Genomic DNA, 24632 nt, shown 5'->3' on the forward strand with positions numbered 1-24632 from the left:
CGGCCGGCGGCGCGGATCAGCCCTGCACGGCCCGCACGGCGTGGTCCATGGCCCGGTAGGCGTCGAGCTCGCGGGCTTCGGCCGCGCCACCGATCAGGCGCACCGCCTCCGGCGCGTACCCCGCAGCCACCAGGTCCTCGACGAGATCCGTCTCGGACTCCTGCCCGGCGCACACGACGACGTCCGTCACATCCAGGGTCAGCGGCACGCGTGTCTCGGGGTCCTCCGGGGACGGCGCGGTCACGCGCAGGCCGTCGGGGCCGAGGCCCTCGTAGGTCACACCGGAGTGCAGGTGGACCCCGTGCCGCCGCAGCTCGGCGCGGTGCACCCAGCCGGTGGTGGGGCGCAGTCGCACGCCGATCGGTCCGGGGCTGCGCTGGAGCAGGTGGACCTCGCGTCCGGGGTCGGCCGCGGCCGGCTTCGCCAGCTGGCCCGGCGTCTGAGAGGTCAGTGTCACGCCCCAGCGGGCCCGCCAGTGCTCCTGCGTCTCGGGTGTCCCGTCCGGCCGTTCCGTGCCGGCCGCCAGGGCCTCGGCGACATCCACGCCCACGCCGCCGGCGCCGATCACCGCGACGCGCGGGCCGACGTCGACGTGCCCCAGGACCACGTCGTCATAGGCATGGACGGCGGGCGCGCCCGGCTCCCCCGTCCCGGGCAGATCGACGGGCCGGGGCCGCACGCCGGTGGTGAGGAGCACCTCGTCGTAACCCGGCCGCCCGTCGTCGGTCAGGAGTGTCTGTGCAGACACCTCCTCCCCGGTCACGAACGTCACCCCGGACGCCGCCGCGCGGGCCGTCAGGTGCTCCAGCGCGGGACCGAACTCCTCCTTGCCGGGGATGCGCCGGGCGAGCCGGAACTGGCCGCCGGGCTCGGCGTGCCGGTCGAACAGGGTGACCTCGTGCCCGAACCGGGCCACGCGCTCCGCGGCCGTCAGGCCCGCCGGCCCGGCGCCGACCACGGCGATCCGGCGTCGGCGGCCGAGGGCCACCGGGACGGGCGCGGCGTACTCCGGCTCCGTCTCCCGCCCGGCGCGGGGGTTCATCAGGCACGAGACCTTGGCCCCCGTGAACACGTGGTCGAGGCAGGCCTGGTTGCAGGCGATGCACGGGGTCAGGGTCCGAGCGCGCGGGTCGCTGATCGCGGCCATCCACTCGGGGTCCGCCAGCAGGGGCCGGGCCAGCCCGACGAGCGCGGCGGCCCCGGACGTGAGCGCCTCCTCCGCCTCGGCGGGGGTGGTCAGCCGGTTGGAGGCGATCACGGGGATGTCGACGGCGGCGGTCAGGTCAGCCGAGGCGGCGAGGAACGCGGCGCGCGGCACGGAGGTCACGATGGTCGGCACACGCGACTCGTGCCACCCGATGCCGGTCATCAGGACGTCCGCTCCGGCGGCCTCGAAGGCCCGGGCGGTGTCCGCGATCTCCGCGCGCGTCTGCCCGTCGGGGACCAGGTCCGCCGCCGAGGTGCGCACCGAGAGCACGCCGCGCTCCCCCAGCGCCTCGCGCACGGCCGCGACCACCCCGACCGGGAACCGGCGTCGGCGCTCGGCGTCACCCCCGTACTCGTCCGAGCGTCGGTTCGTCGCCGGGGCGAGGAACTGGTTGAGGAGGTAGCCCTCCGAGGCCATGATCTCCACGCCGTCGTATCCGGCCTCCAGGGCCAGCGTGGCCGCGCGTGCGAACGCGCTCACGGTCCGCTCGATGTCCGCGGCCGTCATCTCCCGGGGCGTGTGCCGTGAGATCGGGGCTCGCACCGCGGAGGCCGAGACCAGGTCGGGACTCGGGGCGTAGCGTCCGGCGTGCAACAGCTGGGCGAGGATCCTGCCCCCGGCGGCGTGGACGGCGTCCGTGACGACGCGATGGGCGCGCGCGTCCTCCTCGCTGGCGAGCATCCCCCCGCCCAGCGTCACCGTGCCCTCCGGGACGACGCCCAGGCCGCCGGTGACGATGAGTCCGACGCCGCCGCGTGCCCGCTCCGCGTAGAACGCCGCCAGCTGCGGCAGGTCGTCGTGCCGATCCTCCAGTCCCATGTGCATCGAGGCCATGACCACCCGGTTGGGCAGCGTGAGGGGGCCCAGAGTGATCGGCTGGAGCAGGGGCGAGACCGCGACGGGTGAAGATGTCATGCAGCTCACATTACCGGGCGGTAGCCCCCTCCTTCCAGGACCGCCTGGGGACAGGCTGTGTCCTGCGGCACTCCGTAGGGCAGGATGGGGATCACACGTCGACGCGCGGCAGACCCGACCGCGCACCCGACACGGAGGGGAGCGCACGCATGGAGTGGATCGAGGCGAACGCGGGTTGGCTGTGGCTGGTGCTGGCCGCCGGCCTGGCCGGCGTCGAGCTGCTGACCCTCGACCTCGTCTTCCTGATGATCGCCGCCGGGGCCGGCGCGGCGGGGGTGGTCGCGCTCGTGGGCGGTCCGCTGGCGCTCCAGCTCGCGGCGTTCGCCGCCGTCGCCCTGCTGATGCTCGCCGCCGTGCGCCCCGTCGCCCTGCGCCACCTGCGCAAGGACACCGGCGCCGGCGCCTCCTACCTGGACACGCTCCCGGGGCGTCGCGTCGCGGCCCAGGGCGCGATCACCGGCGACGCCGGCACGCTCGCCGTCGACGGCGACACCTGGTCCGCCCGCGTCGAGCCCGGGGCGCCCGACGTCGCCCCCGGCGACGAGGTGACCGTCCTGCGCATCGACGGGGCCACCCTGGTGGTCCGTCCGCTCCCCCGCATCGACTGGGAGCCGGACGGCGCCTGAGCCGCCCCACGTCCTCGATCCGACCGCACCGACCCCAGAAGAAGGGACCCCGATGGAAACCCTCATCGTCCTCGTCGTCCTCGCCGTCCTCGCGGCGGTGATCGTGGCCTCCTCGGTCAAGATCATCCCGCAGGCGCGGACGGCCAACATCGAACGCCTCGGCAAGTACAACCGCACGGCCGGCGCCGGGCTGACCCTGATCATCCCGTTCGTGGACCGCATGCTGCCGATGGTGGACATGCGCGAGCAGGTCGTCTCCTTCCCGCCCCAGCCGGTGATCACCGAGGACAACCTCGTCGTCTCCATCGACACGGTCGTCTACTTCCAGGTCACGGACGCCAAGGCCGCGACCTATGAGATCGCCAACTACATCCACGCGGTGGAGCAGCTCACCACCACCACCCTGCGCAACGTCGTGGGCGGCATGAACCTCGAGGAGGCGCTGACCTCTCGCGACTCCATCAACTCCCAGCTGCGCGGCGTGCTGGACGACGCCACCACGCGCTGGGGCCTGCGGGTCTCGCGGGTGGAGCTCAAGGCCATCGACCCGCCCATGTCCATCCAGGACTCGATGGAGAAGCAGATGCGCGCCGAGCGCGACCGCCGCGCCGCCATCCTCACCGCCGAGGGCACGAAGCAGGCCGCCATCCTCACCGCCGAGGGCGAGCGCCAGTCCCAGATCCTCTCCGCCGAGGGCGAGGCTCAGGCCCGCGTGCTGCGCGCCAACGCCGAGGCCGAGGCGATCGAAGTGGTCTTCGACGCCATCCACTCGGGCGGCGCCGACTCCGAGGTCCTGGCCTACCAGTACCTGCAGTCCCTGCCCAAGATCGCCGACGGCCAGGCCAACACCATGTTCGTGGTCCCCGCCGAGCTCACCCGCGCCCTGCAGGGCCTCGGTGAGGCGTTCGCCCCCGGCGACGGCGGCGGCCCCACCCCGGAGCACGCACCCCGGCGTCGGGACTCCGGCGACCGTCCGGGCGAGCCGGGCGCCGAGCACGCCGGCGTCACCCCGGAGCGCGCGCGGCGGCCGCGTGGGTCCCGTCCCACCACCGCGGACGCCCTGCGCGCCAGCGGCGTCATGGACGCGATGACCGCCGGCGCGGTGACGGCGGAGGACATGCCGCAGACCTCGCTCGACGAGGCCCTGGCCACCCCGCAGGAGATCGAGCCCGACCCGTCGGCCGGCCGCACCCCCGGCACCCGCCCGGCCGGCGAGGTCGACGGGAATGCTGTGGGACACTGAATGGTTGCATCAGTGAGGACGACCCGCCGCGCCTCGATCGGCCCGCGCCCCCGCGCGGGCCTCGGCGCGGCCTGACGAGGAGGAAACGTGAGCGATCGCAGCCTGCGGGGCATGCGCCTGGGCGCGCAGTCCCTGGAGTCCGAGGCCGGTGTCGAGCCCGCCGCCCGGCAGCGGGTGGAGTACCGCACGGAGGACGGCGAGCAGGTGTTCGTGACCTTCTCCGTCGAGGCGGACGTGCCGGCCACCTGGACCTCGAAGACCGGCAAGGAGGCGTTCCTCGTCAGCGGCGAGAAGCCGGCTGAGACCGAGGGCAAGCCCGTGCGCACCCACTGGGACATGCTGCGCGAGCGCCGCAGCCTCGAGGAGCTGGAGGAGACCTACAAGATCCAGCTCAACAAGCTGCGCGCCAGCCGCGGCGAGGAGGTCGACGCCTGACCCGCCGCTCCCCCATGCACGACGGGGCCGGATCCGTCATGGATCCGGCCCCGTCGTCGTTCGGGGGCTGTGCGCCTCAGAGGCCGAGGCGGGCGCGCAGGCCCTCCCAGCGCGCGGCCAGGCCCCAGCGGGTCACGTTGACCACGGCCTCGCCGATGATGCCGCCGCTCATCTTGGACTCGCCGAGCTCACGCTCCACGAACGTGATCGGGACCTCGACGATCCGCTTGCCGAGGCGGGCCGTGCGGAAGGTCATGTCCACCTGGAATCCGTAGCCCTTGGACTCGATCGCGTCGAGGTCGATCGCACGCAGCGTGTCGGCCCGGTAGGCGCGGTAGCCCGCCGTGATGTCCGTCAGGTTGAGGCCGAGCATGATCCGCGGGTACAGGGAGCCGGCCCACGAGATCATCTTGCGGGAGGTCGGCCAGTTCACCATCTTGCCGCCCGGCACGCGGCGCGAGCCGATCACCAGGTCCGCGGTGCGGACGGCCTCCAGCAGGCGCGGCAGCTGCTCCGGCTGGTGCGAGCCGTCCGCGTCCATCTCGACCAGGACGTCGTAGCCGCGCTCCAGGCCCCAGCGGAACCCGGCGATGTAGGCGCCGCCCAGGCCGTCCTTGGTGGTCCGGTGCAGCACGTGCACGGAGGGGTCCTCGGCGGCGCGCGCGTCGGCCCAGTCGCCGGTGCCGTCCGGGGAGGCGTCGTCCACTACGAGGACGTCGGACTCCGGGACGGCGTCACGGAGTCGGCCGAGGGTCAGCGGCAGCGACTCGATCTCGTTGTACGTGGGGATGATGGTCAGCACGCGCATGTGCGGTTCTCGCCTTCCGGCCGGGGTCGTGGGGGCGGCCCGCCGGTCGGACGGGCCATCGCATCCGTTCGAGTATAGGAAGCGGAGGTCTCAGGCCGGCGCCGCGCCGTCGCGCGCGTCGCGGGCCACGTCCTCCGCGGCGATCCGGCCGTTCACCCAGGTGGCCCGCCAGCGGGGCAGGGCGGTCTCGGCGTCGAGGGCCGGCAGCAGCGGGGTGCCGGCCCGGGTGTCCGTGCTCCACGCCGCCACCCGGCCGTCCGGCGACTGCACGGCCACCGCGTCCGCGTCCCAGACGCCGAACACGGCCGGGGCCGACACGCTCAGGCGCGGGGCGACGGACAGGCGTGCCACCGGAGCGTCGGGCAGCGCGCGCAGCGGGGTGCGGGTCGCGGCGGCGAAGGCGGAGCGGGCGGAGATGCGCTCGTCCGGGTCGGGGTGGGACAGCGCCGACCGGACGGCGGCCCACGGGTCCCCGGCCGGGCCGGCCCCCAGGCACACGGAGACGGCGTCGGCCAGGAGACTCGCCACGGGGGCGCGCAGCACGCCGTCCGCGTCGGGGACGACGGTGGCGCTGACCCCGGCGGCGGCCAGGAAGGCACGGTCCTCGGCGGTGACCGGGTGGGTGACCAGGAGCCGATGGCGCACGCGGCCCAGGGCGGCGGTGCCGAGTTCCTCCGCGGCCGAACGCAGGGCGGTCAGGGCCACGTCCTGGGCGGCGGGCCCGGCGTCCGCACCGCCGTCGGGAACGAGGTAGGCCTGCTCCCCCGCCTGGGTCGAGGCCGTCAGGAGACCGGCGAGCGTGGCGGGGTCGGTGCCGGTCCCGACGGGCAGCCACACCCCGGCCGCCTCGGCGTCCACGCGGTCGGCGTGCCGATAGACGACCGTCTGGACGTCCTCGTCGGCGGGCGCGGCGCCCGTGTCCTCGGGCCCGGCCAGGACCGTCACGACGGCGGTGCCGCGGCTCAGCGCGTCACGCGCGTCCGCGGGCCGGGCCAGCGGCTCGACGAACACGGGCACGACGACGGCGCCGTCGAGGTCCCGCCGTTCGTCGCCCGGGTCGGCCACGCGCTCCGCGGAGTCGTCCGCGCCGAGCCAGGCGATCACCCCGTCCCGGACCAGCAGCGCCTGTGCGTACGGGTCCGTCGTCGAGTGGATGATGCCGTGGGTCAACAGGTGTGCGCTCACCCGCCCACCCTAGCCCGTGTCAGTCCTCGTCCGCGCGCGGGGCCGAGGCCGCCGGCAGCGAGGTGGCCACGACGCCGCGGGAGACGAGGTCCGCGGCCCGGCGGCAGGCGCGGCTGCGACGGGCGTCCCCGGGGACGTTGGCCAGCTGGTCCAGCACGTCGATGACCTGCCGCGCCCAGCGGACGAAGTCGCCCGCGGCGAGGTCCGCGCCCTCGAGGGTGCGGCGCAGGGTGGCCCCCCGCACCCAGCGATGCATGGGCGCCACCAGCCCGGGGTCCGTCCGGGGCGTGGGCTCGAGCCGTGCCTGGGCCTCGTCCGTGCGCAGGCGCCCCTCGATGCGCTCGGCGGCCTCCGCGACGCGCGCGAGCCGCGGGGTCGGCATCGGGACCAGTCCGGGCTCGGTCTCCCCCTTGCCCTGGTACACGAGCAGCGCGGCGACGGCGGCCCACTCCTCCGGCGTCAGGCCGTCCGTGGCCGGATCCTGCAGCACCAGCGAGGTGAACAGGTCCCGCTCGCCGTAGATCCGGCGCAGGGCCTCGCCGCGCTCCGTGAGAGCCGCGCGGGGCGAGGACGCGTCCTCCTGGACGTAGCCGTAGGCGCGCAGCAGACCGACCACGCGGTCGAACGTGCGGGCGATGGTGTTGGTGCGGCCCGCGATGCGCTCCCGCAGGACGGAGACCTCCCGCCGCATGGCCCACCAGCGGTCGCCCCAGCGGGCGTGCTCCTCGCGGTCCTGGCAGCCGTGGCACGGGTGGCGGCGCAGCGCCCGGCGCAGCTCCTCGACCCGGGGCGCGGCCGGGTCCTCCCGGAGGCGGAAGCCCGCCGTGCGGCGGCCTCCGGCGGGCGGGCGGCCCGTGCGCACGGCCTCGCGCATGAGCGCGGCGACGTCCTTGCGCTGCGTGGGCGTCTTCACCTGCACCACCTGGGGCAGGGCGGCACCCGCCACCGGCTCGACCGGCTCGGCGACGTCGTCCACCGTGACGCGGCGCAGCTGCGCCTTGTCCGTCACGACGCCGACGCGCGGGTTCTGGGGGTTGCCGGCGGGGAACACGACGACGGCCCGGCCGAGCGCGCGGCCGGCGTCGAGCTCGACGACGTCCCCGACCGCGAGGTTCGCGAGCGAGTCCTTCACGGCGGCCAGGTGGGCCCGACGGCGCCCCTGCGAGCCCGACTTCTCCGCGGCCGCGAGCTCCTTGCGCAGGGTGAGGTACTCGGCGAAGTCGCCGAGGTGACACTGCATGGCCTCCTCGTACTTCTCGAGGCTGGCCTGCTTCGAACGGACCTCGCGGGCCAGCCCCACCACGGAGCGGTCCGCCTGGAACTGGGCGAACGAGGACTCGAGGATGCCCCGTGCCCGCTCCGCCCCGACCTGTGCCAGCAGGTTCGCGGACATGTTGTAGGTGGGCCGGAACGAGGAGCGCAGCGGGTACGTGCGGCGCGAGGCCAGGCCCGCGACGGCGGCCGGGTCCAGCCCGGGACGCCACATCACCACGGCGTGGCCCTCGACGTCGATGCCGCGGCGGCCCGCCCGGCCCGTCAGCTGGGTGTACTCCCCCGGCGTGATGTCGACGTGGTTCTCGCCGTTGAACTTGACCAGCTTCTCGATCACCACGGAGCGGGCCGGCATGTTGATGCCGAGGGCGAGGGTCTCCGTGGCGAACACGGCCTTGAGCGCGCCGGCGGCGAACAGGTCCTCGACGGCCTCCTTGAACGGGGGCAGCATGCCGGCGTGGTGGGCCGCGAAGCCCCGGGACAGGCCGTCCCGCCACGCCCAGAACCCGAGGATCTCCAGGTCTTCGACGGGCAGCAGGCGCGCCGCCTCCTCGACCCGCTCGGCCACGAGCGCCTTCTCCCGCGCCGTGGTGAGGTCGAGCCCGGCCCCGAGGCACTGCTCCACGGCGGCGTCACAGCCGGTCCGCGAGAAGATGAAGGTGATGCACGGCAGCAGCCCGTCGCGGTCGAGGGCCCGGATCATCTCCGGGCGCGACGTGGACAGCCGCGGTCCGCGCCGCTGGCCGCCGTCGTGACCGCCCGGCCGACCGGAGACCGGCCGCTCCCGGTCCAGCGCGGAGGAGCCGTTCCGGCCCCGGCCGCCGTCGCGAGTCGTGCGCCGGCCGCCCCTGGCCCGACCCTTCTGGCCGCCCCCGCGCCCGTCGCGGTGCTGCTGCCGCCCGGGCCGTCCCCAGTCCGCGCGCTGGAACCGGCGCTCGGCCTCCTCCCCCAGGCGCTTGAGCTCGGGGTTGAGCAGGGCCTCCCCGTCCCGGTCCGCGGTGTCCTCGAAGGCGATGTCCTCGGCGAACAGGTCGTAGAGCCGGCCCCCGGCCATGACGTGCTGCCACAGCGGCACCGGCCGGTGTTCGGAGACGATCACGGTGGTGGCGCCCCGGACCGTGTCGAGCCAGGCGCCGAACTCCTCGGCGTTCGACACCGTGGCGGACAGGGAGATCAGCTGCACGTGCTCGGGAAGGTGGATGATGACCTCCTCCCACACCGGGCCCCGGAACCGGTCGGCGAGGTAGTGGACCTCGTCCATGACGACGAAGCCGAGGTCGATGAGGGTGTCGGACTGCGCGTACAGCATGTTGCGCAACACCTCGGTGGTCATCACGACGACGGGCGCATCCGGATTGACGGAGGTGTCCCCCGTGAGCAGGCCGACGTTCTCCGCACCGTGCACGCGGGCGAGGTCCGCGTGCTTCTGGTTGCTGAGGGCCTTGATGGGGGTGGTGTAGAACGCCTTCGTGCCGCGGGCCAGGGCCAGGTGGACGGCGAACTCGCCGACCACCGTCTTGCCGGCACCGGTGGGCGCCGCGACGAGGACGCCGTGGCCGTCCTCGACCTCGGCGCACGCGCGGCGTTGGAAGTCGTCGAGGGGGAAGCCCACGCGTGCGGCGAACCGGCCGAGCTCGGAGCCGGCGTGGTGCCGAGCCGCCCGGGCACGGGCGTAGCGCTCCGCCGGGCTCAGCTCGGGCTCGTCGTGCGGGGTCGCGGACGCGGGGTGGTGGGCCATGGCCCCACCCTACTGGCGGGTCCGGACACCGTCGTGCTCGTGCGTCCGGGCGGGAGGGCCGCGGCGGACGCCGCTCAGATCTGATCGAGCGGCTTCGGGCCTGCGGCGAGCTCCGCCTCGACGTCCACCTCGCGCTGGCCCTTCCGACGGTCGCGACGCCGGTCCCCCCACAGGCACAGGACGATGGCCACGCCGAAGAGGACGACGAGCGGGATCGCCATGTAGAACATGGAGATGGCGTCCGCACCGGGGGCGGCGATCGCGGCGATCAGCATGATCACGAAGACGGTGATGCGCCAGTGGTGGACGATCGTGCGGCCCGGCAGGATGCCGAGCATGTTCAGTCCCACCAACAGCACCGGCAGGACCATGGCCACGCCGAACGCCAGGTAGAGACGCGTGACGAAGCTGATGTACACCGACGCCGTCGGGAGGATGCCGCCCCCGTCGGGCGTGAATCCTCCGAAGAACTGGACGGCCTGCGGCATCACGAGCCAGCCGAGCGCGAGGCCGAACACGAACAGCGGCACGGCCGCCGCGATGAAGCCGAGGGCGTACTTCTTCTCCGACTTCTTCAGTCCGGGCACGATGAACGCCCAGATCTGGTAGAGCCACACGGGGCTGGACAGGATGAGGCCGATGAACATGCTGATCTTCAGCATGATGTCGAACGGCGAGGCGACGGTGTCGTAGGCGATCGCCGCCGTGTAGCCCTGCTCGGACAGCTCCTTGATCGGCCGGTACAGCTCGGCCATGACCGGCTGGTAGACGAGGAAGCCGATCACCATGCCGACGGCGACGGCGAGCGCCGACTTCAGCAGTCGGTTGCGCAGCTCCGTGAGGTGCTCGCGGAGCGGCATCTCGCCGGTGGGGTTGTCCCGCTGCTTCCGGCGGCGCCGGGTGCGGCGGGCGACCTCGTCGACCTCGGTCATCGGGTGGGGGTCCTTCCGGCTCAGCGCGGGTCGCGCGGGTCGGTCTCGTCACGCTCGACGACGCGGCCCTCGACCGGCTCGTCCGCGGCGGTGGAGCCGGCGCCGGAGCGCTCGTCCGTCGTGCCCTTGCCCTCAGTGCGCATCTGCTTCACCTCGGAGGAGAAGATGCGCATCGACTGGCCGAGGTTGCGGGCCATCGCGGGCAGCTTCGGGGCCGCGAAGAGCAGGATCGCGAGCAGGATGATGATGACGAGCTGCCAGCCCTGGAGTCCAGCCATGATGAGGGGTCCTTTCGATGGGTTTCCGGGGTCTAGGCTACCGCGCCGGCAGGGCCGCGAGGGCATCGCCCAGCGCGTCCGCCACGGACGCCCGGAGGTCCGCGGGGGCCAGCACCTCGACGGCGCCGCCGTGGCGTCCGACCAGCGCGGCCGCCACGCCGGCGTCGGTCAGATGCACCCGGGTGAGCCGGTCGCCGTCGGGCAGGTCGGCCTGGGCGTCCGGGCGGTAGCCGGCGGCCGCGTCGCGGACGGGATGGGCCCAGCGCAGCAGCACGGGCACCCCCGCGGCATCGTCGGGATGGACCCGCCAGCGCGCGGGCCGGGCCCGGGGCGCGAACGTCTCCCCCGTCGGTGCGGGCGCGCTGATCCGGTCCACCCGGAACACCCGGTGGTCCTCGGCGCGACGGCACCACGCCTGCAGGTAGAGGCGCGCCCCGTCCTGCACCACGGCCAGCGGCTCCACGTCCCGCTCGGTGAGGGCGTCCGCATGCACGGAGCGGTAGATCAGGTGGACGACGGCCCGCTCCGCCACGGCGGCCAGCAGGGTGCGCACCGTCGCGGGGTCCACGGCCACGTCCCAGTGGGCGGCGACGGCGACCGGGGGCTCGCCGGCGGTGTGCGCCTCGGCCTCCTGGAGGGCGGCGTCGTCCGCGTCGTCCGCGTCCGGGGCCCCCGCGTCCAGGACCGCGGCGCGGATCCGGCGCTGAGCGGAGCGGGCGGCCTCCCGGTCGGCCTCGTCCAGCACCGGCAGGTCCGCGACCGTCTGCAGGGCGGCGACGAGGCTGTGCGCCTCGGGGCGCGTCAGGCGCACGGGACCGGCCAGGTCGGCGGCGCGCTCCACGTGGACGCGGCCGGCCACCTCCGCCACCTCGAACTGGAAGCCGGGGAAGTCGCGCTCGGGCATGCCGCAGTAGCGCAGCGTCTCGAGGTCGGCGTCGAGGCGCTCGTCGGTGATCCCGAGACGCGCGCGCAGCTCCGCCCGGTCCACCCCGCCGGCCCGGTTGGCCAGCCCCACGATGTCGAGCAGGCGGCCCACGAGGTCCTCGCTCGAGTCGCGGGCGCGACGCCGGACGGGCGCGGCGAGCGGGACCTCGAGCAGGGCCGGGTCGGCGGGGCCGGCGTGGGCGGCCGCCGCGGCGGCCAGGCCCGCGCGGACGCGGTCCGTCAGGTCCGGGTGCGCGGTCGAGGGCACGGCGCGGCCCAGCAGGCCGCCGATCTCCGCGGCGAGGCCGTCTTCGCGCGGTCCGGCCGGGGCCTCCCAGAGCTCCCAGCCGGGTCCGGGTGCGGCGCCGTCCTCGACGCGGGGCTCGGCGGGCTCGCCGACAGCGCGGACGCCCTGGCCCCGGCCGGGCGCGAGCCACACGCGGACCCGCTCGGCGTCGGCCTGTCCGGCCAGGCGCGCCACGAGGCCGGCGTGGTCGTGGTCCTCGGGACGGCCGGGAGCGTCCGTCGCCCGTTCGAGGCGGCGCGGCTCCCCCTCCATCCGGGTGAGCCGGAAGCTGCGCTCGGCGGCGCGGTCCAGGTCCCAGCCGGTGAGGTACCAGCGGCCGCGCACGAGGGTGAGGAACCAGGCCCGCACGGTGCGCCGGGTGGCCCGCCCGCGCGCGTCGCGGTAGGGGAAGCGCAGCACGGCCTCGTCGGCCACGGCCTGGGTGAGGGCCTCGAGTCGGGGGTCGGCCCGGGGCATGAGGGTGTGGTAGCCGGCCAGCTCGTCGTCGCCCGTGAGGTCGGTGGCCGGCTGGAACAGCAGGCCCACGGCGCGGACGACGTCCGCGCGCAACGGCGAGTCGCCCCACAGGCGCCGCGCCCGCACAAGGGCGCGGCGCTCGTCCACGGTGAGGTCGAGGTCGCGCAGCAGCAACGCATCGCGGACGACGCGGTGCCGCACCCCCGCCTCGCCCTCGTCGAAGCCCGCGGGTTCGAGCGTCTCCAGCGGCACCCCCACGGCGCGCAGCACGCGGCGGTCCCGCTGGAAGAGCTTCTCGAAGGCGGTGTCCGTGAGCCCCTCATAGCCGACGACCTGCCGTCGGATCCGGTCACGCTCGAGGCCGTGCGGGACCGAGAGCAGCAGCCACAGCAGCGAGATGATGCGCTCGGCGGCCTCGTCGCCGGCGCGCCGCGGGGCGGGTGGGGTCACGGGGTCCGGGGTCAGTCGACCGAGACGAGGTCGCAGACGAAGATGAGCGTCTCGTTCGGCCCGATCGCGGAGCCGGCGCCGCGGGCGCCGTAGCCCAGGTGCGGCGGGATCTCGAGGCGGCGGCGGCCGCCGACCTTCATGCCGAGCAGGCCCTGGTCCCAGCCGGCGATGACCTGGCCGACGCCGACGGTCAGGGGCAGCGGGGTGCCGCGGTTCCACGACGCGTCGAACTCCTCGCCGGTGGACCAGGCCACGCCCACGTAGTGGACCTGCACGCGGGAGCCGGCCTCGACGGCCGGGCCGGAGCCCTCGATCAGGTCCTCCACCACGAGCTCGGTGGGCGGGGTCTCGCCCGGGAAGTCGATCTCGGGCTTGGTGCGGTCGTAGTCGCGCTGTCCGAAGGACACGGTGCTCTCCTCTGGGTTCTCGTGGACGGGGTCAGTTCGCCGACGGGGTGGCGGACGCCTGGGCGTCCAGGATGTCCACCACGAACAGCAGGGGCTCGTTCTCGCCGATGTCCGGCGGGCTGCCCTCCTCACCGTAGGCCTTCTCGGCCGGGATCGACAGGAGGACGCGCGAGCCCACCTTCTGGCCGGCCAGGCCCTCCTTCCAGCCCTCGATGACCTGGTTGAGGGAGAACGTGATCGCCTGGCCCGTCTCCCACGAGGAGTCGAAGACCTCACCGTCGGACCACGTCACGCCCTCATACTGCACGGTCACGGTGTCGTCCGCGCCGACCTCGCGGCCCTCGCCCTCGATCAGGGGCTGGACCACCAGCTCCTGAGGCGCCTCGCCGTCGGGCTTCGCGATGCTCGGCCGGCCGCTCTCCTCGTCCACGGTGACGTCGGGCAGGCGCTCGTCCCGCTCGGTCACCTCCTCGCCCTCGGCCTGCTTCGGCAGGATGGCGTCGATCTTGTAGACGAACAGCTGGGCGGGCTGCGTCTGGGTGGAGGGGGAGGCGCTCGGCGACGCGCTCTCGGTCTGCGGGACGGGGACGTCGTACTCGGGGCTGTACGCGGCGACGATCGTGCCGGCGCCGTTGCCCACCAGCATCTCGTGGATCTCCGGGTTCATGGACTTGAGCTGGTCGTCCACGGGCACGGCCTCCGGTTCGCCGCTGAAGTTCTCGGCGACCACCTCGCCGCTGGCCGGATCGACGACGGCGATCGACATCTTCAGGACGTCGCCCTCCTGCACCTGCTCCCCCTCGCCGGCGGTCAGCACGCGCGTGGTGGGCTGGTCGGTGTCGATCTCCCCGTCGATCTCGACCGTCGGCGCCCCGCCGTCGCCCTCCGTGAAGGTGACGCCCGCCAGGGCGTCCGGCTCCCCCTGGCCCTCGCCGACGGCCGCCCGCTCGGGGGCGGCCGACGTGGAGGCCGACGCGGTGTCGCTGTGGGGCTGGTCCGCGCCGTCGTCGCCGGTGGCGCAGGCGGTGGCCAGCATCAGGCCCGCGGCGCCGAGCGACAGCAGCGGCAGCAGGCGGCGACGGCGGCTGGCCGTCGGGGGCTGGGGGGTCTCGAACGAACTCATGCGAGTCACCCTAACGGCGCGTCCTGGGCGTGCGCTGTCAGGCGATTCGCCCGAACAGCCGGTCGACGGCGGCCGACGACGTGTCGAACGGGTCCTTCGTCACGATCGCGTGCAGCGGATGGTCGGTGAGCTTCAGGGTCGTCCAGTCGACGGCGTAGTCCAGGCCGCGCGCCCGGGCGCGAGACACGAAGTCCGCGCGCACGCGGGCCCGGGTGGTGGGCGGGGCGGTCTCCACGGCGGACCGGGCGGCGTCCTCGGGCAGCAGGCGCGCGACGGCGCCGCGCCGCAGCAGCAGGCGGAACAGCCCCCGGTCGGGGTCGATGTCGTGGAAGGCCAGGTCCAGCTGGGCGAGACGGGGCGCGTCCCAGCTCAGGTCGTGGCGGGCCCGGTAGTCCTCCAGCAGGCGCAGCTTGATCGCCCAGTCGATGCGGTCCTCGATGCGGGACCGGTCACCGGTGCGGACGGCGTCGAGCACCTCGCCCCACAGGGTGAGGATCTCCCCCACCCGGTCGTGGTGGGCACCCTCCGCGGCGACGAAGGCGCGGGCCCGCTCGAGGTAGTGCTCCTGCAGCTCGAGCGCGGAGGCCTCCCCCTCCCGGAGCGCGATGCGGGCCGTGCCGGTGAGGTCGTGCGAGATCTGCCGCACTGCGCGGGTGGGGTGGGCGACGACGCGGTCCCCGAGCGGGAAGCCCGCCTCGATCATCCGCAGCAGCAGGTCGGTGGCGCCGAAGCGCAGCAGGTGGGTGTGCTCGGAGAGGTTCGTGTCCCCCACGATCACGTGGAGGCGCCGGTACTCGGAGGCGTCCGCGTGCGGTTCGTCCCGCGTGTTGATGATCGGCCGGGACCGCGTGGTGGAGGAGGACACGCCGTCCTGCACGAAGTCGGCGCGCTGGGAGAACGCGAAGTGGGCCGGGCCCTCGCCCTCGGGCCACGTGCCGGCGGGCACGACGCGGCCCGCGCCCACGAGGATCTGCCGGGAGACGAGGAACGGGACGAGCGCCTCGGTGAGCCGCCGGTACTCGGTGCGCCGGCGCAGCAGGTAGTTCTCGTGGGAGCCGTAGGAACTGCCCGAGGAGTCGGCGTTGTTGCGGTAGAGGTGGATCCGGCCGCCGACCCCGTCCGCGGCCATGCGCTCCTCGGCCTGGACCACGAGGTCGTGCAGCAGCAGGTCCCCCGCACCGTCCGAGGCGATGAGCTCGTCGAGCGTCGAGCACTCGGCGGTCGCGTACTCGGGGTGGGAGCCGACGTCGAGATAGAGCCGGGAGCCGTTGGCCACGAACACGTTCGAGGACCTCCCCCACTCGACGACGGGCCGGAAGAGGTAGCGGACGACCTCTTCGGGACTGAGCGGGCGCCCCTCCGGGTTCCAGTGCTGGACGCCGTACTCCGTCTCCAGACCGAAGATCCGGCGGGCGCGGTCCGCGTCGGTCACTGGCCGCCCTTCTGGACGAAGCCCTTGACGAACTCCTCGGCGTTGGACTCCAGCACCGAGTCGATCTCGTCCAGCAGGCTGTCCAGGCCCTGGTCCTGGGCTGCGGGCTTCACGTGCGCCTGGCCCGCCGCGGCGCCGGTCTCGTCGTCGCCGCCGGACGGGCGTGGGCGGATCTGCTCCTGGGACATGGTGGCCTCCTCGTGCGTCGACGCGGGTCGGTGTGCTCCGTCCGCGTCCACCCATCCTGCCCCACGCGCGGGCCACGTTTCAGCCCCACGTCCCCGGGTTGCCCCGCGCTGGCAGGATGGGGGCATGCGCCTGTGGACCCTTCACCCCCGCCACCTCGACCGCCAGGGCCTGACGGGGGCCTGGCGCGAGGCCCTGCTCGCGCAGGCCGTCCTGGCCGGCCGCACGCGCGGGTATCGGGACCACCCGCAGCTGCTGAGGTTCCGGGAGCACCCGGACCCGTCCGGCGCCGTCGGCGCGTTCCTCTCCGGCCTCGAGGCCGAGGCCACGGCGCGCGGCTATCGCTTCGACCACTCCCGGATCGACCGGCCGTGCCCCGCCCCCGACGGCGCGGTGCGCATCCCGCCCACCGGTCTCGCACCGATCCCGGCCACCACGGGCCAGCGCGACCTGGAGTGGCGTCACCTGTGCGCCAAACTGGCCGCGCGCAGCCCCGCCTGGCTCGAACGGTGGTCGGACACGCCCGTCCCCGACGTGCACCCGCTGTTCACGATCGTCCCGGGGCCGGTCGCCTCCTGGGAGCGCGCCTGAGGGCGGGCCGCGGTCGGGCCCGGTCTGGCACGGTGGGGGCATGATCCGCGACGAGAGCATCGAGAGCTATCTGGGGCGCCTCGCCTCCGGCGAGCCCACCCCCGGCGGCGGCGCGACGGGCGCGCTCGCGGTCGCCGAGGGCGCCGGACTGCTGGCCATGGCGGCCCGGTTCAGCGCGGCCGAGGAGGACGCCCAGGCATCGGAGGGCCTGATCGCGGCGTGCCTCGGCCTCGCCGACGGCGACGAGCGGGGCTTCGGCGCCGTGGCCGAGGCGTTCGGGCTGCCCCGCGACACCCCGGAGGCCCGGGCCCGGCGCTCGGCCGCGATCCAGGCCGCCCTGGCCGAGGCCGTCCGGCCACCCCGCGGGATCGTCGACACCGCCGAACGTGCACTGGACCTGGCCGAGCGTGTGCTGGACGCGGCGAACCCGAACGTGCTCTCCGACGTCGGTGCGGCGCTCGGCTGCGTCCGGGGCGGCCTCACCGCCGCCGCGGTGACCCTCGAGACCAACCTGGGCCCCCTCCGCGACGAGGGCCTGGAGGGCGTCCTGCGCACCGACGTCGACCGGGCGGACCGTCTCGTCGCGCGGGCGGACGCCCTGCTGGGCCGCGTGCGCGCGGCCGTCACGGGCTGAGCGCCCGCCCTCGCCTCAGGCCCGCGCGCCGAACAGCGGCGGCAGCGTGGCCACGAGCGCCTCGTCGTCGGGCCGAGGCGCGGCGGCGTCCTCCCACCAGCCGGGCAGGTCCACGGCGGCGCCGACCAGCGGCTCGGCCAGGTGCAGCCGGTGCACCCGCTCCCCCGCCCCGCGCAGCAGCAGGGTCTCCCACGCGGCGCCGGCCACGCGGTCACCGTGGCGGCCCACGAGGTTGCCGCGGGTCCACGCGCGGGTGGCCCGCGGCGGCGTGCCGACGGCGGCACGGATCTCCGCCTCGTCGGCGAGCGTCCGGAGGGCGCCGGCGGCCACGAGGCGGCGGTGCAGGGAGCGGGCCGGGCGGAGGTCGGCGTACTGCAGGTCCACCATCGCGAGGCGGGGGTCGGTCCAGTCCGCGCCCGTGCGGGCCCGCAGGCCCTCGAGGACGCGCAGCTTGGCCGCCCAGTCGGCGCGGTCGCTCAGGGACAGCGGATCCGCGGTGGCGTCGTCGAGGTCGACGGCCCAGGCCTCCAGCACCTCGCGCGTCTGCGGATCCGTCACCCCGAAGGCGGCGCAGTGGGCGCGGGCCGCGTCCAGGTACGACCGCAGGATCTGCAGCCCGGTCCAGTGCCGGCGCACGGGGCCGTCCGCGGTGCGTTCGAGCAGGGGCACCGTGGCCCGCAGTCCCGGGTCGTGGCTGATCGTCTGCAACGCGGCCACCGGGTCGTCCAGGGTGAGCCGGGGCGCCGTCCCGGCCTCGGCCATCGCGAGGACGAGCGCGGTCATGCCCATCCGCAACCACGTGGCGTGCTGGCTCAGCGTCGCGTCGCCGATGATCACGTGGAGTCGGCGGTAGGCCTCGGGACGGGCGTGCGGCTCGTCCCGCGTGTTGACGATCGGCCGGTGGATCGTGGTCTCCAGTCCCACGGGCTCCTCGAAGTAGTCGGCCCGCTGCGACAGCTGGAAGCCCGGCCGCTCCCCCGCCGGGCCGAGTCCCACACGGCCCGCGCCCACGAGCACCTGCCGCGCCGCGAAGAACGGCAGCAGGACGGCGGTGAGCTCCTCGAAGTCGAGGGACCGGGCCACGAGGTAGTTCTCGTGCGCGCCGTAGGACTGGCCCTTGCCGTCCACGTTGTTCTTGTAGACCAGCACCTCCGGGGCGCCCTCGGCCTGGCCGATGTGCTCGGCCGCCGCCTGGGCGACCAGGTCCCCGGCGGCGTCCCACACCATGGCGTCCCGCGGGGTGGTCGTCTCCGGCGACGAGTACTCCGGGTGGGCGTGGTCCACGTACCAGCGCGCGCCGTTGGCCAGCACGGTGGACAGCAGCAGGTGCACGGGCTCCCCGTCCGGGCCCACGAGCGCCTCGTCGGTCAGCTGCGAGGGGTGCGCCGCCGAACGCGGCAGCCGCCAGCCGCGGGCGTCCACGAGCGGCGATTCCCCCGTGTAGTCCCACTCCGTGCCGGCCACCGCCGAGCCGGACCGGGTGACCAGGTCCGCGTACGCGTTCACGAGCTCGACCGAGAGCACGCTGTGGTGCGCCCCCGGGTTGGCCGGCGCGTGGATGCCGAACTCGGTCTCCGTGCCCATCACCCGGTGCACGCCCCAGCCGGCGGCGTCCCTCCCGTTCGGGGGCACGGCCGCGCCGTGGAACAGCCGGCGCTGGCCCTCGAAGGCGGGGGTCGGGCCGACGTCGACGGCCCGGGCGAAGCCGTCCGCGGCCCCGCGGCCGAACGCGCTCATGCCTCGACCCCCCGGACCATGCGCAGCGAGCGCAGCCGAGGACCGCGCCAGCCGGAGGTGCGCGCCCACTCGGCGGGCGCGACCGTGGCCAGCAGGTCCGTCTGGTCCTCGAGCACCGCGGCCACGGCCTCGCGCAGGTGGCCCTCGCGGACGCCGAGCGCGGCCGGGGCCTGGCCGGCGGCGAGGTAGTCGCGGACCGCGTGCCGCTTGGCCCGGTCCACGACGTCGGCCACCACGGCGCCCGAGACGAGGTCGGCCAGGTGCAGGGCGTGGGTCGTGCCGGACACGTCCGTCAGCTCCGCCAGCGCGGTGTCCGCGCCGCGGTCGTAGAGGGCGGCGACCGTCCGGGCGATGAGCGTCGCGCGGGCCGCGTCCGCGGAGCCGGCCGCCGCGACGTCGTCGGCGTGCAGGGGCACGTCCGCGGTGAGGTGCTTGGCCATGATCTCCGCGGCGCCGGCGGCGTCGGGACGGTCCACGCGGATCTTCACGTCCAGTCGGCCGGGGCGGAGCACGGCCGGGTCGATCATGTCCTCGCGGTTGGAGGCGCCGATGACGATCACGTTCTCGAGGGCCTCGACGCCGTCGATCTCGGTGAGCAGCTGCGGGACGATCGTGGTCTCCACGTCCGAGGAGACGCCGGAGCCGCGCGTGCGGAACAGCGACTCCATCTCGTCGAAGAAGATGACCACGGGGAAGCCGGCGTCGGCCTTCTCGCGGGCCCGGTCGAAGATGACCCGGATCTGCCGCTCGGTCTCGCCCACGTACTTGTTCAGCAGCTCGGGCCCCTTGACGTTGAGGAAGAACGAGCGCTCGCCGTCCGCGCTGCGGGCCGAGAGGGCGTTGGCCACGGCCTTGGCGAGCATGGTCTTGCCGGTGCCGGGCGGGCCGTACAGCATGATCCCCTTGGGGGCCCGCAGGCCGTGCTCGCGGTAGACCTCGGGGTGCAGGAACGGGATCTCGACGGCCTCGCGGATCCGGTCGATCTGCGGGCCGAGGCCGCCGATGTCCTCGAACGTGACGTCCGGGACCTCTTCCAGCAGCACCTCGTCCACCTCGGACAGCTCGACCCGCCGCAGCGCCCATTCGACGCGGGCGTCCACGGTGACGGCGTCCCCGTGGCGCAGGTCGACGCCCTCCAGCGCGGGCGCGCGCCGCACCACGCGCTCCTCGTCCGCCGTGCCGGCCAGGACGAGGCCGCCGTCGGGCAGCGCCTCCTTGACGCGCAGCAGCTGACCCGAACCCGTGCCCGGGGCGACGCCGACGATCGAGCTGGACTCGTCCAGCAGCACCTGGGCGCCGGGGGTGAGGCGGCCGGCGTCGAGCAGCGGGGAGACCGTCACGCGCAGCCGCCGGCCGTTCTGCACGACGTCCGCTCCCCCGCGCACCACGGCGCCGGTCTCCACGCCCTCCTCGGGCTCGCGCGGGGCGTGCACGGCCTCGAGGGTGGCGAAGGTGAACGGCGGATGCGTGACGGCGTCCAGGTTCTCCTTGAGCGTCGTGATCTCGGCGCGCGTGGCCTCGAGCAGCTCGACCATGCGCCGGTTGTTGCGGGCGGCCGTCTGCGTCTGGGCCTCGGCGGCCCGACGGCGTTCGCTCAGGCCGGCGGCGTGCCGCTGGGCGGACTGCAGCTGGTGCCGCAGCCGTTCGGCCTCGGCCTGGGATTGCCGCAGCAGCTCCCGCGCCTCGGCGAGGCGCTGCTCGGCGTGCTCCGTGCCTGATTGCGCGTGGTGGTCCACCGGTGCTCCGTCCACTCAGTCCTGCTCCCCGGTCGGGGTCCTCCCACCGTACGCGTCCACGCCCTGCTCGGCGGCGCGTGACCGCGCGGCCATGAGGCGGGCCTCCTTCGCCGCCTTGCGCGCCTTCTTGTCCGTGACCGGCCGTTCGCCGAGGGCCTCGGGCGTCCACCGGGCCTCGTCGGCCGGCTGCCAGGCCTCGACGTCCTCGGCCTTGAACTCGGAGACCTTGGAGCGCTTCTTCAGCCGCAGCGCCTCCTCGCCCGAGGCCAGGCGGCGGGCCGTGAGGAGGAAGCCGGTGTGCGCGACCATGCGGTGGTCGGGGCGCACGGCGAGCCCGTCCAGGTGCCAGCCGCGCACGAGCGTCTCGTTGGCCTCGACCTGCGTGAAGCGGCCCGAGTCCCGGATGGCCTCGGCCACGCGGGAGAGCTGGGTGGCGGTGGCCACGTAGTTCAGCCACACACCGCCGGGGGCCAGGACCTCGGCGACGGCGTCGAGGCACTCCCAGGGGGCCAGCATGTCCAGGACCACCCGGTCCACGGAGCCCGGCTCGTGGACCTTGGGCATCTCCTCCTGCGCGTCGCCGAGGTGCACCGACCAGGCGGGGTGCTCGGCGCCGAAGAAGGCCTCCACATTGGCCCGGGCGACGTCCGCGAACTCCGGGCGGCGCTCGTAGGAGTGCAGGCGCCCGTGGTCGCCCACGGCGCGCAGCAGGGACATGGACAGGGCGCCGGAGCCCACGCCGGCCTCGACCACGACGGCGCCCGGGAAGATGTCCGCCTGCTGCACGATCTGCGCCGCGTCCTTCGGGTAGACCACCGTGGCGCCGCGGGGCATGGACAGGACGAAGTCGTTCAGCAGGGGGCGCAGCACCTGGTACGGCTGGCCGGCCGAGTTCTCGACCACGACGCCCTCGAAGCCGCCGATCAGGTCGTCGTGCCGCAGCACGCCCTGATAGCTGTGGAACTCCCCGCCGGGCAGCAGGGTGATCGTGTTGAGGCGGCCCTTCGCGTCCTTGATCTGCACGCGCTGGCCGGCCCGCAGGGGGCCGCGGCGCGCGCTCACGCCGGTGGGTTCGGTCATGGGGGGCTCCTTCGGTTCAGGGACGCCGCGTCGCGTCGACGGCGGCGAGGATCGTCTCGCGGGGCACCACGGAGCGCACGAGGCCGTGCGCGTCGGTCAGCACCCACACGGGGGTCTGGAGGGCGGCCAGGCGGGCGGCCAGGTCGGGACCGGCGGCGGGGACGTCGTCGCGGACGAGGACGGCCTCCGGGGCCAGCGCGACGGCGACCGCGGCCAGGGCGGTGGTCGTGCGGCGCGCCGGGGTGAGGCCCGCCGCGGCCGTGAGGTCCAGCACGCCGCGGGGCCGACCGGCCCCGTCCACGGCCACGACGGCGCGGCGGCCGCCGTCCGCCTGGGCCAGGGCCTCGGCGACGCTGAGGTGCTCGGGCAGGGCGATGGCGGGCGCCTCGACCTGCTCGAGCCGCAGGGCCTCCAGCCGGCGGCTCCAGCGCCCGTGGCGCACGGCCTCGTCCGCGCCCCGCCACAGGGTGAGGGCGACCCAGGCCGCCAGGACGACGACGAACAGGTCCGGCGCGCGGCCCGCGAGGATCGGGGGGCCGAGCACCGCCACGAGGACGCCCACCGCGACGACGCGCCCCGCCCAGCCGGCCGCCTCGACGCCGCGGGCCCGGGAGCCGGTGGCGGCCCAGACGGCGGACTCGACCATGCGGCCGCCGTCGAGCGGGGTGCCCGGCAGCGCGTTGAACGCGGCCAGGAGGAGGTTGGCCCACACCGTGACCTCGAGCAGCAGGGCGGGGACGGACGGGCCGGGCACGGCGCGGGCCGCCAGATGGGCGAGGCCCGCGAGCACGAGGTTCGCGGCGGGGCCGGCCATCGCGGTGAGGACCGTGTCCAGCGGTCGGGCGGACGGGCTGCGGAACTGGGTGTGCCCGCCCCACAGGGTGAGCGCGATCTCCTCGGTGCGCTGGCCGAAGGCGCGGCCGGTGAGGGCGTGGGCGGCCTCGTGGACCAGGACGGAGAGGGCCAGGAGCACGGCGTACCCCAGGGCCACCCCGTAGGCGCCGCCGCCGATCAAGGGCAGCGCGCGCTGGATCTGCGGGCCGAACGCGAGGGTGATGACCGCGGCGATCAGGAGCCAGGACCAGGACAGGCGCACCGGTGCGCCGGCGATCGTGCCCAGCCGGACGGAGGCGGGCCCGCTCATCCGGCCCCGTCCGCCCCGGGCCCGCGCGCGGCGGCGACCCGACGGACCGCGGCGAGGTCGGCCGGCGTGCGGCCGGCGAGCGTCGTCCACTCGACGGTCGCGAGCCCCGTCGGCAGCGGCAGCACGCTGGGCACGCCGACCGTCGGCAGTCCCGCGGCCACGGCCGCGCCGACGCCCACCGGGGAGTCCTCGACCGCCACACAGTCGGCGGCCGTCAGCCCCGGTGTCCGCTCGGCCAGCAGCTGCAGGCCCAGCCGGTACGCCTCCGGGTCGGGCTTGCCCCGGGAGACCATGTCCCCCGAGACGACGACGTCCAGGGTGCCCGCCGGCGCCCGCTCGGCCAGCGCGCGGGCCAGTGGGGCATGGGACATCGTCACGAGGGCGCCCGGCACACCGGCCTCGGCGAGCGCGACGAGCAGCTCCCGGGCGCCCGGCCGCCACGGCACCCCGCCGACGACCCCCTGGACGACCTCGTCCATCGTCAGGTCGATGATCCGCTGCACGGGCAGGTCCAGCCCGGCCTCCTGCAGGCGTCGCGCTCCCTCGTCGAGGGGGCGTCCCACGAGGGAGGCGGCCAGGTCATCCGACCAGGTGCCGCCGTGCTCGACCACCAGGCGGCGCTGGACGGCGTTCCACAGGGGCTCCGTGTCCACGAGGGTGCCGTCCATGTCCCACAGGACGGCGCGCGGCAGGCGGCGGGCACGGTCGTCCGGGGCGGGCGCGGGGTGGCGGGGCATGGAGTGCATCCTATCGAGCGCCGCCGCCGGGGTGTGCGGGGCGGGTCGCGGGCCGTGGCCCCGTCGTCGGGCCGTGTCTAGGCTGGCCGCCATGACCGACGCTACCTCCGAGGACCAGCCGGACGACGTCCTGGGCCCGCTGCGGACCCACCTGACGGCGACCGTGGACGAGCTCGAGGCCGGGCGGCGGGCCCCCACGGTCCTGTTGCTGGCCTTCGAGGGGTGGAACGACGCCGGGGAGGCCGCGACCGGGGCCCTGGGTGCGCTGCGGGAGCAGTGGGACGCCGGGGACGCGGGACGGGTGTGCGACGGCGAGTTCTACGACTACCAGGTCACCCGGCCGCTGGTCCGGCGCGACGCCGACGGGCTGGGGACGCTGGACTGGCCGGCGGTCACCCTGCACGAGGCGCTCCTGGACCGGGAGGGCCGGCCCGTCGCGGGCGAGGCCGCCCCGCCGGACGGGGTGCGCGTGCTCCTCGCCGTCGGCGTGGAGCCGAACGTGCGGTGGCGCGCGTTCCTCGAGGAGCTGTTCACGGCGGCCGACGCGCGTGACGTGGACGCCGTCGTGACGCTGGGCGCGCTGCTGGCGGACGTGCCCCACACCCGGCCCCTGCGCGCCCGCCCAACCTCGCCGCTCGTGGACGTGCGGGTGGCCGTCGGCGCGGACCGTCCGGTCTACGAGGGGCCCACCGGGATCATCGGCGTCATCGCGGACGAGGCCGCGCGCCGCGGCCTGCCGAGCCTCTCGCTGTGGGGGACGGTGCCCCACTACGTGGCCCAGGCGCCCTCCCCCAAGACGCTGCTCGGGCTGGTCGAGGCGGTCGAGGACCTGCTGCACGTGAGCGTGTCCACGCGCGGGCTGGAGGACGACGCGCGGGCCTGGCAGCGCGGCGTGGACGAGCTGGCCGCCGAGGACCCCGACGTCGCCGCCTACGTCCGGCAGCTCGAGGAGGCCCAGGACACCCAGCAGCTGCCGGAGGCCTCGGGCGAGTCGATCGCGCGGGAGTTCGAGCGCTACCTGCGCGGGCGCGGCGGACGCTGACGACCGG

The 24632-nt window shown here is 75.2% G+C and carries 22 protein-coding genes; 6 read left to right on the top strand and 16 right to left on the bottom strand.

Going from position 1 to position 24632, the window contains the following annotated elements:
• Positions 1-16: 16 nt before the first annotated feature.
• Positions 17-2122: an oxidoreductase gene (locus tag ACUXPL_RS08545; protein WP_454183212.1), complete on the bottom strand. Its 2106-nt coding sequence runs from the start codon at positions 2120-2122 to the stop codon at positions 17-19.
• A 149-nt stretch (positions 2123-2271) separates the two neighbouring features.
• Here ACUXPL_RS08545 and ACUXPL_RS08550 point away from each other — a divergent pair, with 149 nt between their 5' ends.
• From ACUXPL_RS08550 to ACUXPL_RS08560, 3 genes are all read left to right on the top strand, one after another.
• Positions 2272-2748 (top strand): NfeD family protein, encoded by a 477-nt coding sequence (locus ACUXPL_RS08550; protein WP_180535621.1) that lies wholly within the window; start codon positions 2272-2274, stop codon positions 2746-2748.
• Between the two features lie 52 nt (positions 2749-2800).
• Positions 2801-3991: an SPFH domain-containing protein gene (locus ACUXPL_RS08555; protein WP_406890909.1), complete on the top strand. Its 1191-nt coding sequence runs from the start codon at positions 2801-2803 to the stop codon at positions 3989-3991.
• 87 nt (positions 3992-4078) lie between these two features.
• Positions 4079-4426 (top strand): RNA polymerase-binding protein RbpA, encoded by a 348-nt coding sequence (locus ACUXPL_RS08560; RefSeq protein WP_060774975.1) that lies wholly within the window; start codon positions 4079-4081, stop codon positions 4424-4426.
• 76 nt (positions 4427-4502) lie between these two features.
• Here ACUXPL_RS08560 and ACUXPL_RS08565 read toward each other — a convergent pair whose 3' ends face one another.
• The 10 genes from ACUXPL_RS08565 to ACUXPL_RS08610 all read right to left on the bottom strand — a co-directional run bounded on the left by ACUXPL_RS08565 (position 4503) and on the right by ACUXPL_RS08610 (position 15926).
• Entirely contained in the window at positions 4503-5234 is a 732-nt protein-coding gene (locus tag ACUXPL_RS08565; RefSeq protein WP_036315073.1) for a polyprenol monophosphomannose synthase, read from the bottom strand.
• A 90-nt stretch (positions 5235-5324) separates the two neighbouring features.
• Complete coding sequence (locus ACUXPL_RS08570; RefSeq protein ID WP_454183215.1) at positions 5325-6419, bottom strand: hypothetical protein; 1095 nt, start codon at positions 6417-6419, stop codon at positions 5325-5327.
• A gap of 19 nt (positions 6420-6438) precedes the next feature.
• Entirely contained in the window at positions 6439-9429 is a 2991-nt protein-coding gene (locus tag ACUXPL_RS08575) for a DEAD/DEAH box helicase (protein WP_454183217.1), read from the bottom strand.
• A 74-nt stretch (positions 9430-9503) separates the two neighbouring features.
• On the bottom strand, positions 9504-10361 hold the full coding sequence (gene tatC, locus ACUXPL_RS08580; RefSeq protein ID WP_454183219.1) for a twin-arginine translocase subunit TatC: 858 nt from the start codon (positions 10359-10361) through the stop codon (positions 9504-9506).
• Between the two features lie 20 nt (positions 10362-10381).
• Positions 10382-10639 (bottom strand): twin-arginine translocase TatA/TatE family subunit, encoded by a 258-nt coding sequence (locus tag ACUXPL_RS08585; RefSeq protein WP_002855080.1) that lies wholly within the window; start codon positions 10637-10639, stop codon positions 10382-10384.
• Between the two features lie 37 nt (positions 10640-10676).
• Positions 10677-12776 (bottom strand): helix-turn-helix transcriptional regulator, encoded by a 2100-nt coding sequence (locus ACUXPL_RS08590; protein ID WP_454183221.1) that lies wholly within the window; start codon positions 12774-12776, stop codon positions 10677-10679.
• An 11-nt stretch (positions 12777-12787) separates the two neighbouring features.
• Entirely contained in the window at positions 12788-13183 is a 396-nt protein-coding gene (locus ACUXPL_RS08595; protein WP_010078659.1) for an FKBP-type peptidyl-prolyl cis-trans isomerase, read from the bottom strand.
• Between the two features lie 31 nt (positions 13184-13214).
• On the bottom strand, positions 13215-14306 hold the full coding sequence (locus ACUXPL_RS08600) for an FKBP-type peptidyl-prolyl cis-trans isomerase (RefSeq protein ID WP_454183223.1): 1092 nt from the start codon (positions 14304-14306) through the stop codon (positions 13215-13217).
• A 37-nt stretch (positions 14307-14343) separates the two neighbouring features.
• Positions 14344-15738 carry a Pup--protein ligase gene (pafA, locus tag ACUXPL_RS08605; RefSeq protein ID WP_180535614.1) on the bottom strand — a complete coding sequence of 465 codons (1395 nt, stop codon included), beginning with the start codon at positions 15736-15738 and terminating at the stop codon, positions 14344-14346.
• Positions 15735-15926: a ubiquitin-like protein Pup gene (locus ACUXPL_RS08610; protein WP_017488237.1), complete on the bottom strand. Its 192-nt coding sequence runs from the start codon at positions 15924-15926 to the stop codon at positions 15735-15737. The genes pafA and ACUXPL_RS08610 overlap by 4 nt, the downstream gene beginning before the upstream one ends.
• A 124-nt stretch (positions 15927-16050) precedes the next feature.
• Between ACUXPL_RS08610 and ACUXPL_RS08615 the strand changes: the two genes are divergently transcribed.
• On the top strand, positions 16051-16515 hold the full coding sequence (locus tag ACUXPL_RS08615) for a pyrimidine dimer DNA glycosylase/endonuclease V (RefSeq protein ID WP_454183225.1): 465 nt from the start codon (positions 16051-16053) through the stop codon (positions 16513-16515).
• Between the two features lie 40 nt (positions 16516-16555).
• The gene (locus ACUXPL_RS08620; RefSeq protein WP_454183227.1) at positions 16556-17149 is read left to right on the top strand and encodes a cyclodeaminase/cyclohydrolase family protein; all 594 of its coding nucleotides are present in this window, start codon (positions 16556-16558) and stop codon (positions 17147-17149) included.
• 15 nt (positions 17150-17164) lie between these two features.
• On the opposite strand, the gene dop is transcribed toward ACUXPL_RS08620, so the two are convergent.
• Genes dop through ACUXPL_RS08645 form a run of 5 tightly spaced genes read right to left on the bottom strand, consistent with a single transcriptional unit; the run spans position 17165 to position 23583 of the window.
• Positions 17165-18886, bottom strand: coding sequence for a depupylase/deamidase Dop (gene dop, locus ACUXPL_RS08625; RefSeq protein ID WP_454183229.1), 1722 nt, complete (start codon positions 18884-18886; stop codon positions 17165-17167).
• Positions 18883-20637: a proteasome ATPase gene (arc, locus tag ACUXPL_RS08630; protein WP_454183231.1), complete on the bottom strand. Its 1755-nt coding sequence runs from the start codon at positions 20635-20637 to the stop codon at positions 18883-18885. Before arc ends, dop begins: the two co-directional genes overlap by 4 nt.
• Positions 20638-21702, bottom strand: a complete 1065-nt coding sequence (locus ACUXPL_RS08635; protein WP_012750880.1) for a tRNA (adenine-N1)-methyltransferase — start codon at positions 21700-21702, stop codon at positions 20638-20640.
• 16 nt (positions 21703-21718) lie between these two features.
• On the bottom strand, positions 21719-22846 hold the full coding sequence (locus ACUXPL_RS08640) for a site-2 protease family protein (RefSeq protein WP_406925558.1): 1128 nt from the start codon (positions 22844-22846) through the stop codon (positions 21719-21721).
• Positions 22843-23583, bottom strand: a complete 741-nt coding sequence (locus ACUXPL_RS08645; RefSeq protein ID WP_454183233.1) for an HAD family hydrolase — start codon at positions 23581-23583, stop codon at positions 22843-22845. The genes ACUXPL_RS08640 and ACUXPL_RS08645 overlap by 4 nt, the downstream gene beginning before the upstream one ends.
• Before the next feature lie 91 nt (positions 23584-23674).
• On the opposite strand from ACUXPL_RS08645, the gene ACUXPL_RS08650 reads away from it, so the two are divergent.
• Positions 23675-24625: a PAC2 family protein gene (locus ACUXPL_RS08650; RefSeq protein WP_454183235.1), complete on the top strand. Its 951-nt coding sequence runs from the start codon at positions 23675-23677 to the stop codon at positions 24623-24625.
• Positions 24626-24632: the final 7 nt, after the last annotated feature.

The organism is Micrococcus sp. 140720015-1, assembly GCF_053627595.1.

Coding starts and splice junctions, on each gene's coding strand:
- ACUXPL_RS08545 (WP_454183212.1), bottom strand. CDS start 2,122: ATGACATCTTCACCCGTCGCGGTCTCGCCCCTGCTCCAGCCGATCACT.
- ACUXPL_RS08550 (WP_180535621.1), top strand. CDS start 2,272: ATGGAGTGGATCGAGGCGAACGCGGGTTGGCTGTGGCTGGTGCTGGCC.
- ACUXPL_RS08555 (WP_406890909.1), top strand. CDS start 2,801: ATGGAAACCCTCATCGTCCTCGTCGTCCTCGCCGTCCTCGCGGCGGTG.
- ACUXPL_RS08565 (WP_036315073.1), bottom strand. CDS start 5,234: ATGCGCGTGCTGACCATCATCCCCACGTACAACGAGATCGAGTCGCTG.
- ACUXPL_RS08575 (WP_454183217.1), bottom strand. CDS start 9,429: ATGGCCCACCACCCCGCGTCCGCGACCCCGCACGACGAGCCCGAGCTG.
- tatC (WP_454183219.1), bottom strand. CDS start 10,361: ATGACCGAGGTCGACGAGGTCGCCCGCCGCACCCGGCGCCGCCGGAAG.
- ACUXPL_RS08585 (WP_002855080.1), bottom strand. CDS start 10,639: ATGGCTGGACTCCAGGGCTGGCAGCTCGTCATCATCATCCTGCTCGCG.
- ACUXPL_RS08600 (WP_454183223.1), bottom strand. CDS start 14,306: ATGAGTTCGTTCGAGACCCCCCAGCCCCCGACGGCCAGCCGCCGTCGC.
- ACUXPL_RS08610 (WP_017488237.1), bottom strand. CDS start 15,926: ATGTCCCAGGAGCAGATCCGCCCACGCCCGTCCGGCGGCGACGACGAG.
- ACUXPL_RS08615 (WP_454183225.1), top strand. CDS start 16,051: ATGCGCCTGTGGACCCTTCACCCCCGCCACCTCGACCGCCAGGGCCTG.
- ACUXPL_RS08620 (WP_454183227.1), top strand. CDS start 16,556: ATGATCCGCGACGAGAGCATCGAGAGCTATCTGGGGCGCCTCGCCTCC.
- dop (WP_454183229.1), bottom strand. CDS start 18,886: ATGAGCGCGTTCGGCCGCGGGGCCGCGGACGGCTTCGCCCGGGCCGTC.
- ACUXPL_RS08635 (WP_012750880.1), bottom strand. CDS start 21,702: ATGACCGAACCCACCGGCGTGAGCGCGCGCCGCGGCCCCCTGCGGGCC.
- ACUXPL_RS08640 (WP_406925558.1), bottom strand. CDS start 22,846: ATGAGCGGGCCCGCCTCCGTCCGGCTGGGCACGATCGCCGGCGCACCG.
- ACUXPL_RS08645 (WP_454183233.1), bottom strand. CDS start 23,583: ATGCCCCGCCACCCCGCGCCCGCCCCGGACGACCGTGCCCGCCGCCTG.
- ACUXPL_RS08650 (WP_454183235.1), top strand. CDS start 23,675: ATGACCGACGCTACCTCCGAGGACCAGCCGGACGACGTCCTGGGCCCG.